14 protein-coding genes are annotated in these 15,509 nt (G+C 72.7%); 3 read left to right on the top strand and 11 right to left on the bottom strand.

Annotated features, from left to right (window positions below):
- Window positions 1–64: 64 nt before the first annotated feature.
- From ACJ6WD_RS12615 to rimP, 5 genes are all read right to left on the bottom strand, one after another.
- Window positions 65–358 carry a DUF503 domain-containing protein gene (locus tag ACJ6WD_RS12615; protein ID WP_016571771.1) on the bottom strand — a complete coding sequence of 98 codons (294 nt, stop codon included), beginning with the start codon at window positions 356–358 and terminating at the stop codon, window positions 65–67.
- Window positions 359–550: 192 nt separating this feature from the next.
- Entirely contained in the window at window positions 551–3,649 is a 3,099-nt protein-coding gene (gene infB, locus ACJ6WD_RS12610; protein WP_407615786.1) for a translation initiation factor IF-2, read from the bottom strand.
- 178 nt (window positions 3,650–3,827) lie between these two features.
- Window positions 3,828–4,106, bottom strand: a complete 279-nt coding sequence (locus ACJ6WD_RS12605) for a YlxR family protein (protein ID WP_016576512.1) — start codon at window positions 4,104–4,106, stop codon at window positions 3,828–3,830.
- Window positions 4,107–4,232: 126 nt separating this feature from the next.
- Entirely contained in the window at window positions 4,233–5,225 is a 993-nt protein-coding gene (gene nusA, locus ACJ6WD_RS12600; protein ID WP_016576513.1) for a transcription termination factor NusA, read from the bottom strand.
- Between the two features lie 2 nt (window positions 5,226–5,227).
- Complete coding sequence (gene rimP, locus ACJ6WD_RS12595) at window positions 5,228–5,800, bottom strand: ribosome maturation factor RimP (protein WP_016576514.1); 573 nt, start codon at window positions 5,798–5,800, stop codon at window positions 5,228–5,230.
- A 160-nt stretch (window positions 5,801–5,960) separates the two neighbouring features.
- Here rimP and ACJ6WD_RS12590 point away from each other — a divergent pair, with 160 nt between their 5' ends.
- From ACJ6WD_RS12590 to ACJ6WD_RS12580, 3 genes are all read left to right on the top strand, one after another.
- Window positions 5,961–6,476, top strand: a complete 516-nt coding sequence (locus ACJ6WD_RS12590) for a hypothetical protein (protein WP_331248216.1) — start codon at window positions 5,961–5,963, stop codon at window positions 6,474–6,476.
- A gap of 100 nt (window positions 6,477–6,576) precedes the next feature.
- Window positions 6,577–7,080: a DUF4439 domain-containing protein gene (locus tag ACJ6WD_RS12585; RefSeq protein WP_020929627.1), complete on the top strand. Its 504-nt coding sequence runs from the start codon at window positions 6,577–6,579 to the stop codon at window positions 7,078–7,080.
- A 50-nt stretch (window positions 7,081–7,130) separates the two neighbouring features.
- Window positions 7,131–8,039, top strand: coding sequence for an aminoglycoside phosphotransferase family protein (locus tag ACJ6WD_RS12580; protein ID WP_376437616.1), 909 nt, complete (start codon window positions 7,131–7,133; stop codon window positions 8,037–8,039).
- Window positions 8,040–8,106: 67 nt separating this feature from the next.
- Here the strand turns inward: ACJ6WD_RS12580 and ACJ6WD_RS12575 are convergent, their stop codons facing one another.
- The 6 genes from ACJ6WD_RS12575 to dxr all read right to left on the bottom strand — a co-directional run bounded on the left by ACJ6WD_RS12575 (window position 8,107) and on the right by dxr (window position 15,426).
- Window positions 8,107–9,810, bottom strand: coding sequence for a proline--tRNA ligase (locus tag ACJ6WD_RS12575; protein ID WP_331248194.1), 1,704 nt, complete (start codon window positions 9,808–9,810; stop codon window positions 8,107–8,109).
- A 105-nt stretch (window positions 9,811–9,915) separates the two neighbouring features.
- On the bottom strand, window positions 9,916–10,452 hold the full coding sequence (locus ACJ6WD_RS12570) for a GNAT family N-acetyltransferase (protein ID WP_233661541.1): 537 nt from the start codon (window positions 10,450–10,452) through the stop codon (window positions 9,916–9,918).
- A 24-nt stretch (window positions 10,453–10,476) separates the two neighbouring features.
- Complete coding sequence (locus ACJ6WD_RS12565) at window positions 10,477–11,322, bottom strand: GNAT family N-acetyltransferase (RefSeq protein ID WP_233661542.1); 846 nt, start codon at window positions 11,320–11,322, stop codon at window positions 10,477–10,479.
- Window positions 11,323–11,484: 162 nt separating this feature from the next.
- Window positions 11,485–12,642, bottom strand: coding sequence for a flavodoxin-dependent (E)-4-hydroxy-3-methylbut-2-enyl-diphosphate synthase (gene ispG, locus ACJ6WD_RS12560; RefSeq protein WP_016570719.1), 1,158 nt, complete (start codon window positions 12,640–12,642; stop codon window positions 11,485–11,487).
- 169 nt (window positions 12,643–12,811) lie between these two features.
- Window positions 12,812–14,113: an RIP metalloprotease gene (locus tag ACJ6WD_RS12555; RefSeq protein ID WP_016570720.1), complete on the bottom strand. Its 1,302-nt coding sequence runs from the start codon at window positions 14,111–14,113 to the stop codon at window positions 12,812–12,814.
- Window positions 14,110–15,426: a 1-deoxy-D-xylulose-5-phosphate reductoisomerase gene (dxr, locus tag ACJ6WD_RS12550; protein WP_233661544.1), complete on the bottom strand. Its 1,317-nt coding sequence runs from the start codon at window positions 15,424–15,426 to the stop codon at window positions 14,110–14,112. Before dxr ends, ACJ6WD_RS12555 begins: the two co-directional genes overlap by 4 nt.
- Between the last annotated feature and the right edge of the window lie 83 nt (window positions 15,427–15,509).

Raw genomic sequence — 15,509 nt, 5'->3', positions numbered from 1 at the left:
TCCGTCTCCTTCTTGTCTTTCACGATTGTGCTTCCACCGGCGACGACCCGCCCGGTCTCGGGGGTCACTCGTCGTCGCCGTGCAGCCGTCGGCGTACCGACAGCAGCTCCACTTCGGGCCGTGCGGCGACCAGGCGCTCGCAGCGGTCCATGACGTCCGTCAGGTGTCCGACGTCCCCGGACACCACCGCCAGGCCGATACGGGCCCTGCGGTAGAGGTCCTGGTCTCCCACCTCCGCGACGCTCACCGCGTACTTGCGGTGCAGCTCGGCGACGATCGGGCGGACGACGGAGCGCTTCTCCTTCAGCGACCGTACGTCGCCGAGAAGCAGGTCGAAGGACAACGTCCCTACGTACATGCATGACGGGTCAAGCCACCCGTGGGGCCTTCGGGGTGCCGCCCGGCGTCGGCCGGGGGCGTGCGTGTCATTTCGAACCGTACACGGAACGACCGGGGCCGATCGACGGAAATTCCCGCCGACCGGCCCCGGCCCGCCCGTCGCCCGGCCACCGTTCCTGGTGGACCGCACACCGGGCGGACTACTACAAGATCAGCCTCGCGGCTTCTCCCGCATCTCGTACGTCGCGATGACGTCGTCGACCTTGATGTCGTTGAAGTTGCCGAGGTTGATACCGCCCTCGAAGCCTTCGCGGATCTCGGTGACGTCGTCCTTGAAGCGGCGCAGACCGTCGATGTTGAGGTTCTCCGCGACCACCTTGCCGTCGCGGATGAGGCGCGCCTTGGTGTTGCGCTTGACCTCGCCGGAACGGATGAGCACACCCGCGATGTTGCCCAGCTTGGACGACTTGAAGACCTCGCGGATCTCCGCCGTACCGAGCTCGACCTCCTCGTACTCCGGCTTGAGCATGCCCTTGAGGGCCGCCTCGATCTCCTCGATCGCCTGGTAGATGACCGAGTAGTACCGGACGTCGACGCCCTCGCGCTCGGCCATCTGCGTGGCGCGGCCCTCGGCCCGCACGTTGAAGCCGATGACGATCGCGTCGGAGCCGGACGCCAGGTTGATGTCGGACTCCGTGACCGCACCGACGCCGCGGTGCAGCACCCGGATGTCGACCTCTTCGCCGACGTCGAGCTGGAGCAGCGAGGACTCCAGGGCCTCGACCGAACCGGACGCGTCGCCCTTGATGATGAGGTTGAGCTGCTGGACCTCGCCCGCCTTGAGCACCTTGTCGAGGTCCTCGAGGGACACCCGGCGGGTGCGCTTGGCGAACGCGGCGTTGCGCTCGCGCGCCGCGCGCTTCTCGGCGATCTGGCGGGCCGTGCGGTCCTCGTCGACGACCAGGAAGTTGTCGCCGGCGCCCGGGACGTTGGTCAGACCCAGGACCAGGACGGGGGTCGACGGACCCGCTTCCTCGACGTGGTTGCCCTTGTCGTCGAGCATCGCGCGGACCCGGCCGTAGGCGTCGCCCACGACCATCGTCTCGCCGACGCGGAGGGTACCGCGCTGGACCAGGACGGTCGCCACGGCGCCGCGGCCGCGGTCGAGGTGAGCCTCGATCGCGATGCCCTGGGCGTCCTGGTCGGGGTTGGCCCGCAGGTCGAGGGCGGCGTCCGCGGTGAGGACGACGGCCTCGAGCAGCTGCTCGATGTTGGTCCCCTGGCGGGCGGAGATGTCGACGAACATGGTGTCGCCGCCGTACTCCTCGGCCACAAGGCCGTACTCGGTCAGCTGACCGCGCACCTTGGTCGGGTCGGCACCCTCGACGTCGATCTTGTTGACCGCGACCACGATCGGCACGTCGGCCGCCTTGGCGTGGTTCAGGGCCTCGATCGTCTGCGGCATGACACCGTCGTTGGCCGCCACCACGAGGATCGCGATGTCGGTCGACTTCGCACCGCGGGCACGCATGGCGGTGAACGCCTCGTGACCCGGGGTGTCGATGAAGGTGATGCGACGCTCTTCGTCGTTGACCTCGGTCGTGACCTGGTAGGCACCGATGTGCTGGGTGATGCCACCGGCCTCGCCCGCGACCACGTTCGTCTTGCGGATCGCGTCCAGCAGGCGGGTCTTGCCGTGGTCGACGTGACCCATGACGGTGACGACCGGCGGACGGGCCGCCAGCATGTCCTCGCCGCCCTCGTTCTCGCCGAACTCGATGTCGAAGGACTCGAGCAGCTCGCGGTCCTCCTCCTCCGGGCTGACGATCTCGATGTTGTAGTTCATCTCGTCGGCGAGCAGCTGCAGCGTCTCGTCGGAGACCGACTGGGTCGCGGTGACCATCTCGCCCAGGTTCAGCATGACCTGGACCAGCGACGCCGGGTTGGCGTTGATCTTCTCCGCGAAGTCGGTCAGCGAGGCACCGCGCGAGAGGCGAACGGTCTGGCCGTTGCCGCGCGGCAGCATGATGCCGCCCACGGACGGGGCCTGCATCGCCTCGTACTCCTGACGGCGCTGCCGCTTCGACTTGCGACCACGACGCGCCGGACCGCCGGGACGGCCGAACGCACCCTGCGTGCCACCACGGCCGCCGGGGCCACCCGGACGACCGCCGAAGCCGGGACGACCGCCGAAGCCGCCGCCACCACCGGGACCGCCGCCACCGGGACGACCGGCGAAACCGCCGCCGCCACCCGGACGACCGCCACCGCCGCCGCCACCACCGGGGCGACCGGCGAAGCCGCCGCCACCACCGGGACGACCGCCGCCGCCACCGGGACGACCGGCGCCGCCCGGACGACCGCCGGCGCCGCCGGGGCCCGGACGCGGGCCGGCAGCCGGACGCTGCGGCATCATGCCCGGGTTCGGACGGTTACCGCCGCCGGGACGCGGACCGGCACCGCCGGGCGCCGCACCCTGCGGACGGGGCATGGCACCGGGGGTCGGACGCGCGCCGCCCTGGCCCTGCGGACGGGGGCCGCCCTGGCCGCCGCCCTGCGGGCGCGGGCCGGGCTGACCGGGACGCGGGGCGCCACCGGGCCGCGGGGCCTGCGGACGGGCCATGCCCGTCGAGCCACCGGAGGTGAAGGGGTTGTTGCCCGGACGGGGACCGCTCGGACGGGAGCCACCGGGACGCGGGGCCCGCTCGCCACCGGGACGGGGGGCGTTGCCGCGCCCCTGGCCCTGACCCTGGCCGCCTGCCGGGCGACCGCCCGGACGCGGGCCGGGGGCGGCACCGGGGCGGGGCCCCGACTGCGCGGCGGGAGCCGGCGCGGACGGCGGGGCCTGGAACTCCGGCTGCGCGGGCGCGGCCGGGGCGGGCTTGGGCGCCGCGGGACGTGCCGGGGTCGGCCGCGGGCCCGGCGTGGGGCCGGCGGCAGGCTTGGGAGCCTCGACGGGGGCCGCGGGGGATGCGGGCGCCGCGGGGGCAACGGGTGCCTCCGGGGCGGCCGGGGCCGCGGGGCCCGGCTTGGGGGCGCCCGGCTTCGGGGCAGCCGGACGCGCCGCCTGCGCCGGAGTGGGCGCGGACGGCTTCGCGGGGGCCGACTTACGCGGCGCCGCGGGCTTGCCGGCGGAACGGCCGCCGCCGCTGCCCGCCTGGAAAGCGTCGGTCAACTTGCGAACAACCGGCGCCTCGATCGTCGAGGACGCCGAACGGACGAATTCACCAAGTTCTTGGAGCTTGGCCATGACGACCTTGCTCTCAACACCGAACTCCTTGGCGAGTTCGTAAACCCGGACCTTAGCCACTTCGCTCCTTCTAGGTCCGGGTGTCCACCGGACCGTCGCTACTTCATGGGCGTACTCATCGCGTACTCATCGAGTGCTCATCGCAATCTCGACCTACTTCCGACTCGCGAGGTACCTGACCGCACGGTTTTCCGTGCGCTGTGCATGTCTTGCTGTGCGTTATTGCCATGGCGGCTGCTCAACCCGCGCCCCCTTCGATGAACCGGCGCACATCCGCCGTGTCGAACGGGCCGCGACCCCGGTAGGCCCGGGGGAACGCCCGGCGGCGAACCGCCAGGTCGAGGCAGACCAGTGTCCGGTGCACGTAAGCACCCCGGCCGGGCAGCGTACCGCGAGGATCGGGGACGCACTCGCCCTCGATCGCCACGATGCGCAGCAAATCGCCCTTGGCCGCTCGCTCCCGGCACCCCAGACACGTGCGCTCAGGGCATGCGCGGGCATGCGTCCGGCCAGACACTGCTTAAGTCTACCTCCCTGCGGCCGGTCCACCCCGATGGGGTAAAGCCGACCCGTTGCTCAGAATTCCCCGCCCGGCGCCGCGGCACCACTTCTTTTCGGGCGCCGCGGCTCCGCCCGTCCCGGCTCAGCCCTGCGCCGGCGCGTGCTCGGTGTCGGGACGGATGTCGATCCGCCAACCGGTGAGCCGCGCCGCGAGCCGGGCGTTCTGGCCCTCCTTGCCGATGGCCAGCGACAACTGGTAGTCCGGCACGGTCACCCGGGCCGAGCGCGCCGACAGGTCCACGACCTCGACCTTGCTGACCCGGGCCGGGGACAGCGCGTTCGCCACCAGCTCGGCCGGGTCGTCCGACCAGTCCACGATGTCGATCTTCTCGCCGTTGAGCTCGGCCATCACGGCCCGCACCCGGCCGCCCATCGGACCGATGCACGCGCCCTTGGCGTTCAGGCCGGAACGCGTCGACCGCACCGCGATCTTCGTCCGGTGTCCGGCCTCGCGCGCGATGGCGGCGATCTCCACCGACCCGTCGGCGATCTCCGGCACCTCCATGGCGAACAGCTTCTTCACCAGATTGGGGTGGGTGCGCGAGAGGGTGACCGAGGGACCCCGGACGCCCTTGACGACGCGGACGACGTACGACCGCAGTCGGGTGCCGTGCGTGTACTCCTCGCCCGGGACCTGCTCCTGCACCGGCAGGATCGCCTCCAGCCGACCGATGTCGACCAGGACGTTCTTGGGGTCCTTGCCCTGCTGGACGACGCCGGTGACCACGTCGCCCTCGCGTCCGGCGTACTCGCCGAACGTGATCTCCTCCTCGGCGTCCCGCAGCCGCTGCAGGATGACCTGCTTGGCGGTGGTCGCCGCGATCCGCCCGAAGCCGGACGGGGTGTCGTCGAACTCGCGCGGCTCGGCACCCTCCTCCAGGTCGTCCGGGTCCTCCTTCGCCCACACCGTCACGTGGCCGGTGCTGCGGTCCAGCTCCACCCGCGCGCGGCGGCGGCTGCCCTCGGTGCGGTGGTACGCGATGAGGAGGGCCGACTCGATCGCCTCGACCAGCAGGTCGAACGAGATCTCCTTCTCCCGCACCAGACCCCGCAGGGCGCTCATGTCGATGTCCACGGCTACGCCTCCTCCTTGTTCTCGTCGTTCTCGTGTGCGTCGTTCTCGGGTTGGTCGTGCTCGGTGCTCTGCGCGTCCTGTGACGCGGCGGCGCGGGACGGCTTGGGGTTGAACTCCAGCTCCACCCGCGCCTTGGCGATCTCGTCGAACGCGACCCGTCGGGCGGTCGGCTTGCGGCCCTTGACGCCCGGGACCTCCAGGTCCAGTCCGGTGTCGTCGGCGGCGACGATCCGCGCCACGACCTCGCCGCCCTCGTGCAGGCGGGCCTTGATCAGGCGGCCGACGGCGCGGCGGTAGTGCCGCAGCTCGGTCAGCGGCCGGTCGGCGCCCGGCGAGGTCACCTCAAGGGTGTACGGGGCGCCGCCCATCACGTCGGTGTCGTCCAGGACCTTGGACGCCTCGCGGCTCAGCTCGGCACACTCGTCCAGTTGGACGCCCGCGTCGGAATCGACCACGATCCTCAGCACCCGGCTCTTGCCGGCCGGGGTCACCTCGATCTCTTCCAGATCCAGGTCTCGTGCGGCGACGAGCGGTTCAAGCAGCCCGCGCAGCCTCTCGCTCTGGGTGGTGCTCATCCGGGTGACTCCTCGGCCGCGTGTGCTGTTGTGGGTAGGTCGCGTGTCGGGTCAAAGCCTATCGGTTCCGGCGGGGTACTGACGATTCGGTGGGTCGTCACGGATACGCTCGCCTGCGGTGATCACTACGGAAGACCCCGGGAAGTGCAACGTGCCGAAACTGGCGCTCACGCGCAGAACGACCCTGTTGGCCGGCGCCGCCCTGGGGGGTGCGGCGCTGCTCACCGGGTGCGCCGACGACGCCCGACCGGCCCCCGAGGCGGCCGAGCGCTCGGCGGCCGCGGAACGGTTGCGGAAGAACACCGCCCGGGACAGCACGGCGCTGCTCGCACGGTACGACGCGACGCTCACCGCGCACCCGGCGCTGGCAGCGCAGCTGCGCCCGCTGCGGGCCGAAGTCGCCCGCCACGCCCAGGCGTTCACCTCCGACGCACCGTCCACCGCGGCCTCCGCCCCCGCCTCCGCGCCACCGGCCGGCGCGGCGCGGGGGGCCGGCGCACCCGACGTGCCGGGCGACGAGCGGGCGGCCCGCACGGCGCTCGCCGACGCGGAGCGCACCCTCGCGGACGCCCGGACGAAGGCGCTGGTGTCCGCGCCGGCCGAACTGGCCCGGCTGCTCGCCTCGGTGGCGGCGGCCGGCGCGGCCCATGCGTACCTCCTGACGGAGGCCGGGTGACGGGGACCGCCCCGCGCCCGTGCCCCGCGGCGGGCACGGTGACGACCTACGGCGCGCGGCCCTCGCCGGGGCGCCCCAGCAGAAGGAGAAGGAACGCGGTATGACGACGACGGGCGCACCGCGCGAGGAGGCTCGCGACCACGACGCGTTGACCGCGACGCAGGCCGCGCTGGCGGCCGAGCACGCCGCGGTGTACGGGTACGGCGTGGTCGGCGGGCGGATCGGTGCCAGGCGGCGCGCGGAGGCCCGGGGCGCGTACGACGCGCACCGGGCGCGGCGGGACGCGCTGGGCCGCGCCGTGCGGGACCTCGGCGGCAGGCCGCAGGCCGCGGCCGCCGCCTACGCGCTGCCGTTCCCGGTGCCGGACGCGGCCGCCGCGGCGCGGCTGGCGGCGGAGTTGGAGGACCGGGTGGCGGCCGTCTACGCGGACCTGGTCCGGGCCACCGGCGGTGCGCACCGCACGGAGGCGGCGGCCGCGCTGCGCGAGGCGGCAGTGCGGGCGGTGCGCTGGCGGGGCAGCGGCGTAGCCTTCCCTGGGCTCGTGGAGCGGGCCGCGGCACCCGCCCCGTCGGGTGGCGCGGGCGCCGATTCCGACGCGCTCTGAACGACCGGCCGTCACGGCGGCCACTCCCCCACGAAAAGGACAACTGCAGCATGGCAACGGGACCCGTCCAACCGCCGCAACGATTGGTGAACGCGCTCGGCGGCGATCCGGAGGGTCCCGTACGGGCCTGGCTGGCGGCGCTGCCGGAGCTGGTCCAACAACGTCTGGAAGCTTGGGAGTTGACGTTGGAGCGGGTGCACGCTCCGGGCGGCCGCAGCAGTCTCGTGGCGTTCGTGCGGCAGCAGGACGGGACGCCGGCGACGCTGAAGTTCCCGGTGCCGGGCCGGGCCGCCGAGCAGGAGGCCGCGGCGCTGCGGATCTGGGACGGCTGGGGTGCGGTGCGGCTGCTGCGGGCCGACGAGGCAGGCGGTGCGCTGCTGCTGGAGCGGTTGCAGGGGTCGGTGTCGCTGCGGTCGCTGCCGGAGGCCAAGGCCCTGCTGGAGGCGGCCGGCACGGTGCGCCGGCTGTGGGTGGCGCCGCCGGCGGGGCATCCGTTCGCGACGGTGGCGGAGCGGACCGCGGCGGACGCGGCGGGGCTGCGGGCGGCCGGGGAGCCGGCGGGCGCCGGGGCGCTGGTCGACGAGGCGCTGGAGCTGGGCGGGTCGCTGCCGGCCGGCGCCACTGAGGAGTTCGTGCTGCACGGCGCGTTCCGGCAGGGCAAGGTGCTGGCCGGGGAGCGGGTGCCGTGGCTGACGGTGGGCCCGTCGCCGCTGGTCGGCGAGCGGGCGTACGACCTGGCGCGGCTGGTGCTGGACCGGTTCGAGGACCTGCTGGCCGGCTCGGGCGCGGCCGCGGCGGCCCGGCGGCGGGTGGCGAAACTGGCCGACTCCCTGGAGGTGGACCGCGAGCGGTTGCGCGGCTGGACGCTGTACCGGGCGGTGCGCGCGGGGCTGCGGGAGTCGGCGGCGGGTGACCGGCGGCGCGGCGAGTCGCTGTTGGAGTTCGCGACCTACGTGTAGCGGCTCGGGCGGTACGGCGACGGGCCGGCCGGGGCGGGTGCCCCGGCCGGCCCGTCGCCGTGTGCGGTCAGGCGCCGAGGCGGGCGACGGCCTCCTCGACCGTCAGCTCCTCGCGCTCGCCGGTGCGGCGGTCCTTGACCTCGACGACGCCCTCGCCGGCGCGGCGGCCGGCGACGACGATGGTCGGCACGCCGATCAGCTCCGCGTCGGTGAACTTCACGCCGGGCGAGACGCCGGGCCGGTCGTCGACCAGGACCCGCAGGCCGGCGGCGGCGAGCTGGTCGCTGACCTCCAGGGCGAGCTCGGTCTGCTTGGCCTTGCCGGCCGCGACGACGTGGACGTCGGCCGGGGCGACCTCGTCCGGCCAGCACAGGCCCTTGTCGTCGGCGTGCTGCTCGGCGAGCGCGGCGACGGCGCGCGAGACGCCGATGCCGTACGAGCCCATGGTGACGCGGACCGGCTTGCCGTTCTGGCCGAGCACGTCGAGGTGGAGGGCGTCGGCGTACTTGCGGCCCAGCTGGAAGATGTGGCCGATCTCGATGGCGCGGTCCAGCTTGAGGCCGGTGCCGCAGTTGGGGCAGGGGTCGCCCTCCTGCACCACGACGACGTCGACGTAGGCGTCGACCTCGAAGTCGCGGCCGGCGACGACGTTCTTGGCGTGCACGCCTTCCTTGTTGGCGCCGGTGATCCAGGCGGTGCCGGGGGCGACGCGGGGGTCGGCGAGGTAGGTGACCTTCTCCAGGCCCTGCGGACCGACGTAGCCGCGCACGAGGTCGTCGCGGCCGACGAAGTCCTCGGCGGTGACCAGTTCGACGGCGGCCGGGGCGAAGTGCGCCTCGACCTTGTCCAGGTCGACCTCGCGGTCGCCGGGCACGCCCACGGCCACGATCTCGCCGCCCACCTTGACCAGGAGGTTCTTGAGGGTGGCGGAGGCCGGCACGTCGAGGTGCGCGGCGAGCGTCTCGATGGTCGGGGTGTCCGGCGTGGGGACCTCTTCCAGCGCGGGCACGTCGGCGGCGTCCACCGGCTTCAGGGCGTAGGTGATCGCCTCGGTGTTGGCCGCGTAGTCGCACTGGGGGCAGTCGGCGAAGGTGTCCTCGCCGGCCGCGGCCGGGGCGAGGAACTCCTCGGACTTGGAGCCGCCCATGGCGCCGGCGGTGGCGGCGCAGATGCGGTAGTCGAGGCCCAGGCGCTCGAAGATCCGCTGGTAGGCGGCGCGGTGCAGGGCGTAGGACGCGGCCAGGCCCTCGTCGGTGGTGTCGAAGGAGTACGAGTCCTTCATCTGGAACTCGCGGCCGCGCAGGATGCCGGCGCGCGGGCGGGCCTCGTCTCGGTACTTCGTCTGGATCTGGTAGAGGATCACCGGCAGGTCCTTGTAGGACGTGCACTGGTCCTTGACCAGCTGGGTGAAGATCTCCTCGTGGGTGGGGCCGAGGAGGTAGTCGCCGCCCCTGCGGTCCTTGAGGCGGAACAGCTCGGCGCCGTACTCCTCCCAGCGGCCGGTCGCCTCGAAGGGCTCCTTCGGCAGGAGGGCGGGGAGCAGGACCTCCTGGCCGCCGATGGCGTCCATCTCCTCGCGCACGATCCGCTCGACGTTGGCGAGGACCTTCTTGCCGAGCGGCAGCCAGGACCAGACACCGGCGGCGGTGCGCCGCACGAAACCGGCGCGCACCAGGAGCTTGTGGCTGAGCACCTCGGCGTCGGCCGGGTCGTCGCGCAGTGTCTTGAACATCAACCGGGACATGCGCTGGACCTGCGCGGCGTTGGCCATGGGAGTTTCTCCTGCGTAAGAAAGGTGACTCCCTGGAGGTTAGCCGCCGGGGCGTCCAGCACGGAAATGCGTATCCGCTGCGCGGGCTCCTTGTGCGGTCGGCGGTCAGGGGCGCTTCAGCGGGAGGGGGGCGCCCATGACGGCGTAGGGGGTGGGGGCGCTGGGGAAGAGGACCCGGCGGGCGATGTCCTGGTAGCCGAGGGAGCGGTAGAGGCCCCGGGCCGGGCTCTCGGTGTCGATGGCGGAGAGGATGCTGCGCGGTTCGGTGACCCCGTCGGTGATCCGGGTGATCAGGGCGCGGCCGATGCCGTGGTTCTGGTAGGCGGGGTGGACGTGCAGCTCGGTGATGACGAAGGAGTCGTCGAGCCAGTGGTCCAGTCCCTGGCAGCGCAGGTACGGCTCGACGACGGTGGACCACCAGTGGGCGCGGTCGTTGGGCATGCCGTAGACGAAGCCGACGAGCCGGCCGGCGGGGGTGGTGGCGCCGAGGGCGCGGGCGCCGACGCAGCCCAGGTGGCGCAGCACGATGTGGCGGCGGACGGCGATCTCGTCGTCGCTGAGCCCGAAGGCGAGGGCTTGGACGGCGAGTGCGTCGTCCACGCGGGCAGCGAGGTCCAAGGGGCCGACCGCGACGTCATCCATGCTCGGAGGGTACAAGGCGACGGCTCAGAAAAGTACGCTCATGAACGCGCCGACTTCCGTGAAGCCCACCCTGCGGTAGGCGGCGCGGGCGGCGGTGTTGAAGTCGTTGACGTAGAGGCTGACGACGGGGGCGACGTCGTTGAGGGCGTAGCGCAGGACGGCGGCCATGCCGGCCTCGGAGAGGCCCTTGCCGCGGTGCGCGGGGTCGACCCAGACTCCCTGGATCTGGCAGGCGAGCGGGGTGGCGGCGCCGATCTCGGCCTTGAAGACCACCTTGCCGCCCTCGATGCGGGCGAACGAGCGGCCGGCGCCGACGAGTTCGGCGACGCGCGCCTGGTAGAGCAGTCCGCCGTCGCCGGCGAGCGGCGAGATGCCGACCTCCTCGGTGAACATGGCCACGCACGCGGGCATGATCAGGTCGACTTCGTCCTTGCGGATCCGCCGCACGTACGGGTCGGGGGCGACGTCGGTGGACGGGGCGCGGGTGGTCATCAGCGGCTGGTGCGCGCGGATCTCGCGGGCCGGGCCCCAGTGGGGTTCGAGCAGCGACCAGAGCGCGGCGGTGGGGCCGGCGGGGCCGACGATGGAGGAGCAGCGGCGGCCCTGGCGGCGGGCGCGTTCGGCGAAGCCGCGGACGGCTTCGGGGGTGGCGCAGACGGGGACGAGGTTCGCGCCGGCGTAGCAGAGGGATTCCAGCCGGCCGCCGACGTACCAGCCCCACATCTCGCCGCCGAGCCGCCAGGGGTCGAGCCCGGCGACCTGGACCCGGGCGGCGACGAAGGCGTTGGCGACCGGGTCGCGGTCCAGGACCGTGAGCGCCGCGTCGAGCTCTCCCGGTTCGAGGACCTTGATGGCGGTGGTCGTCAGCACGTGTCGGAAAGCCTCACCGTTACGGGGCCTGGGAGGCCAGGCGGAGCGGGTCCTGGCACTGTACCTCCACCGGCCGGGAAGCACCCGGGCTCCTCGGGGCGACGGGCGCGAGCCCCGCGGCCCGGGGCGGGCGGCGGGGCTCGGAGGAGCGGAGTGCGGCGGTCAGCCGGCGGCGGTGACGACCGGCTCGCCGGAGGCGACGCCGTCGGCCTCCATCTGCGCGGCGATCTTCAGGGCCTCTTCGATGAGGGTCTCGACGATCTTCGACTCGGGGACGGTCTTGATGACCTCGCCCTTGACGAAGATCTGGCCCTTGCCGTTGCCGGAGGCGACGCCGAGGTCGGCCTCGCGGGCCTCGCCGGGGCCGTTGACGACGCAGCCCATGACGGCGACGCGGAGCGGCACCTCCATACCCTCCAGGCCCGCGGTGACCTCGTCGGCGAGCTTGTAGACGTCGACCTGGGCGCGGCCGCAGGACGGGCAGGAGACGATCTCCAGGCGGCGGGGGCGGAGGTTCAGCGACTCCAGGATCTGGATGCCGACCTTGACCTCCTCCACCGGCGGGGCGGAGAGCGAGACCCGGATGGTGTCGCCGATGCCCTCGCTGAGCAGCGCGCCGAAGGCGACCGCGGACTTGATGGTGCCCTGGAAGGCCGGGCCGGCCTCGGTGACGCCGAGGTGGAGGGGGTAGTCGCTCTGGGCGGCGAGCTGGCGGTAGGCGTTGACCATCACGACCGGGTCGTTGTGCTTGACCGAGATCTTGATGTCGCGGAAGCCGTGCTCCTCGAAGAGGGACGCCTCCCACAGGGCCGACTCGACCAGGGCCTCGGGGGTGGCCTTGCCGTACTTCTGGAGCAGGCGCCGGTCCAGCGAGCCGGCGTTGACGCCGATCCGGATGGGGGTGCCGGCGTCGGAGGCCGCCTTGGCGATCTCCTTGACCTTGTCGTCGAACTGCTTGATGTTGCCGGGGTTGACGCGGACCGCGGCGCAGCCGGCGTCGATGGCGGCGAAGACGTACTTCGGCTGGAAGTGGATGTCGGCGATCACCGGGATCTGCGACTTCCTCGCGATCACCGAGAGCGCGTCGGCGTCGTCCTGGGTGGGGCAGGCCACCCGGACGATCTGGCAGCCGGAGGCGGTCAGCTCGGCGATCTGCTGGAGCGTCGCGCCGATGTCGGAGGTCCGGGTGGTCGTCATCGACTGCACCGAAACCGGTGCGTCTCCGCCCACGGCGACCGTACCGACCTGGATCTTGCGGCTGACCCGGCGGTCGGCAAGCTTGGTCGGCACGTCCGGCATTCCCAGTGCGATGGCAGTCATCTGGCGAGCAACCCCAAAGTATGGATCAAGGCCCGGGTTCGGCGGGCTTCCGGTCATCGAGCCTACGGCACCGGGGTTGCCGGAGGCACATCGAACCCTTATGCCCCACGAAAGGGGGTGGCCGGGCACGCCCATACGGTCGCGGCGGGCCCGGCCGGGGTGCGCGGCCCTACGTCAGCTTCACCGGATTCACCACGTCGGCGACCAGCACCAGCAGGGTGAAGCAGACGAAGATCCCCGCGACGACGTAGGCGATCGGCATCAGCTTGGCCACGTCGAAGGGGCCCGGGTCGGGACGCCGGACGACCTTGGCGAAGGCGCGCCGCAGCGACTCCCACAGGGCGCCGGCGATGTGGCCGCCGTCCAGCGGCAGCAGCGGCAGCATGTTGAACAGGAACAGCGAGAGGTTGAAGCCGGCGACCAGGAAGAGCATGGTGGCCACCCGCTGCTCCGGCGGGATGTGCAGGGAGAAGACCTCGCCGCCGACGCGGGCCGCGCCGACCACGCCCATCGGGGAGTCCTGCTTGCGCTCGGCGCCGTTGAAGGCCGCGTTCCACAGGTCCGGGATCTTGCCGGGGAGGCTTATCAGCGACTGGGCGCCCTGCTGGACCATGGTGCCCATGCGGTCGACGGACTGGCCGAAGGACTGCTGGACGATGCCGCTGGCCGGGGTGAAGCCGAGGAAGCCGGCGCTCACGTACTGGCCGGGGACGTAGCCGCCGTGGCCGTCGGTCTTGGCGACCTTGTTCTCGATGAGGTCGGCGTGCAGCGTCTGCCGGGCGCCGTGCCGCTCGACGACGAGGGTCGCCGGGCCGGTGGTCCGGCGGATCTGGTCCTGGAGGGTGCCCCAGTCGGGGACGGCGTGGCCGTTGAAAGAGACGATCTTGTCGCCGGCACGCAGGCCCGCGGCCTTGGCCGGGGAGTCCTTGGCGGTCTTCGGGCACTTGTCGGACTGGGCGGAGGCCGCGATGACGCAGTCCGAGACCGAGCCGACCTGCGTGGTCTGGGTGTTGATCCCGAAGCCCATCAGCACGCTCATGAAGATCACCACGGCCAGGACCAGGTTCATGAACGGGCCGGCGAACATCACGATCACGCGCTTCCAGGGCTTGCGCGTGTAGAACAGCCGGTGCTCGTCGCCGGGCTGGAGTTCCTCGAAGGCCGCCGAGCGGGCGTCCTCGATCATGCCGCGGAACGGGGACGTGGAGCGGGCCTGGAGCTTGCCGTCGTCGCCGGGCGGGAACATGCCGATCATCCGGATGTAGCCGCCGAGCGGGACCGCCTTGATGCCGTACTCGGTGTCGCCCTTCTTGCGGGAGAAGATCGTCGGCCCGAAGCCCACCATGTACTGCGGCACGCGGATGCCGAACATCTTGGCCGTGCTGAGGTGGCCGAGTTCGTGCCAGGCGATGGAGAACAGCAGGCCGACGACGAAGACGACTATGCCGAGGATGGTCATCCAGGTCGTCATGCGCGAACCTCCGAGGGGGTGCGTGCCGCCGCGGCGGCCAGTTCGCGGGCGCGGGCGCGCGCCCAGGTCTCGGCCTGCAGGACGTCCGAGACGGTCAGGGAGGTTCCGTCACCGGGCGCGCTGCCGGGGCGGGCGCCGTCCTGGCTCTGCTTCATCACCACTCCGGATGCCAGCCCTTCGTCGACCACTGCCGCGACCGTATCCACAATCCCTGTGAACGGCAGCCCGCCGGTGAGGAACGCCTCGACGCACTCCTCGTTGGCGGCGTTGAAGACGGCGGGGGCGGTACCGCCCAGTTCGCCGACCCGGCAGGCCAGTGGCACGGAGGGGAAGGCGTCCTGGTCGAGCGGGAAGAACTCCCAGGTCTGCGCGTTCTTCCAGTCGACGCCGGGCGCCGCGTCGGGGACCCGCTCGGGCCAGCCCAGGCCCAGCGCGATCGGCATCCGCATGTCGGGCGGGCTGGCCTGGGCCAGCGTGGAGCCGTCGGTGAATTCCACCATCGAGTGGACGTAGGACTGCGGGTGGACGACGACCTCGATGCGGTCGAAGGGGACGTCGAAGAGCAGGTGCGCCTCGATGACCTCCAGGCCCTTGTTGACCAGGGTCGCGGAGTTGATCGTGACGACCGGGCCCATGGACCAGGTGGGGTGGGCCAGCGCCTGTTCGGGGGTGACGCCGGCGAGCTCCCGTCGGGTGCGGCCGCGGAACGGGCCGCCGGAGGCGGTGACCACCAGCTTGCGGACCTCGGCGCGGGTGCCGCCGGTCAGCGCCTGGAAGAGCGCGGAGTGCTCGGAGTCGACGGGGATGATCTGGCCGGGGCGGGCGACGGCCTTGACCAGGGGGCCGCCGACGATCAGCGATTCCTTGTTGGCCAGCGCCAGCACCCGACCGGCCTTCAGGGCGGCGAGGGTGGGGGCCAGACCGATGGAGCCGGTGATGCCGTTGAGGACGGTGTGGCAGGGCGAGGCGGCGAGCTCGGTGGCCGCCTCGGGGCCGGCGAGGATCTCCGGCAGCGGCTCCCCCGCGCCGTAGCGGGCGGTCAGCGCCTCGCGCAGCGCGGGTGCGGTCTCCTCGCGCGCCACCGCCACCGCGGCGACCCGCAGCTGGTGCGCCTGCTCGGCGAGCAGCTCGATCCGGCCGCCGGACGCGGCGAGCGCGGTGACCCGGAACCGGCCGGGGTTGCGCCGCACGATGTCGATGGCCTGGGTGCCGATCGAACCGGTCGAGCCGAGGATCACGATCTCCCGGGGGCTTGCCGGGTCGCCGGTGGCCGGCTCGAAGCGCAGGTGCGGGTGGGCGAGGGTGTCCGTCATGTGGTCCATTGTGGCCGGTCGGCGCGGTGCCCCGGCCACCGAGGGCGCCGGCACCTCGTACGGGCGACCCGCGGGCCGCCCGT

The organism is Streptomyces sp. VTCC 41912 (assembly GCF_045799175.1).
GTDB classification, from domain to species: domain Bacteria; phylum Actinomycetota; class Actinomycetes; order Streptomycetales; family Streptomycetaceae; genus Streptomyces; species Streptomyces albulus_C.
Note: the sequence above shows the minus strand (reverse complement) of the source record. Positions and strands in the feature narration are given on the sequence as shown.

What these genes read in the sequence shown, in the direction of transcription:
- ACJ6WD_RS12555 (WP_016570720.1), bottom strand. Translation starts at nt 14,113, where the DNA reads ATGACGACCTGGATGACCATCCTCGGCATAGTCGTCTTCGTCGTCGGC.
- ispG (WP_016570719.1), bottom strand. Translation starts at nt 12,642, where the DNA reads ATGACTGCCATCGCACTGGGAATGCCGGACGTGCCGACCAAGCTTGCC.
- dxr (WP_233661544.1), bottom strand. Translation starts at nt 15,426, where the DNA reads ATGACGGACACCCTCGCCCACCCGCACCTGCGCTTCGAGCCGGCCACC.
- rimP (WP_016576514.1), bottom strand. Translation starts at nt 5,800, where the DNA reads ATGAGCACCACCCAGAGCGAGAGGCTGCGCGGGCTGCTTGAACCGCTC.
- ACJ6WD_RS12570 (WP_233661541.1), bottom strand. Translation starts at nt 10,452, where the DNA reads ATGGATGACGTCGCGGTCGGCCCCTTGGACCTCGCTGCCCGCGTGGAC.
- ACJ6WD_RS12580 (WP_376437616.1), top strand. Translation starts at nt 7,131, where the DNA reads ATGGCAACGGGACCCGTCCAACCGCCGCAACGATTGGTGAACGCGCTC.
- ACJ6WD_RS12615 (WP_016571771.1), bottom strand. Translation starts at nt 358, where the DNA reads ATGTACGTAGGGACGTTGTCCTTCGACCTGCTTCTCGGCGACGTACGG.
- ACJ6WD_RS12585 (WP_020929627.1), top strand. Translation starts at nt 6,577, where the DNA reads ATGACGACGACGGGCGCACCGCGCGAGGAGGCTCGCGACCACGACGCG.
- ACJ6WD_RS12575 (WP_331248194.1), bottom strand. Translation starts at nt 9,810, where the DNA reads ATGGCCAACGCCGCGCAGGTCCAGCGCATGTCCCGGTTGATGTTCAAG.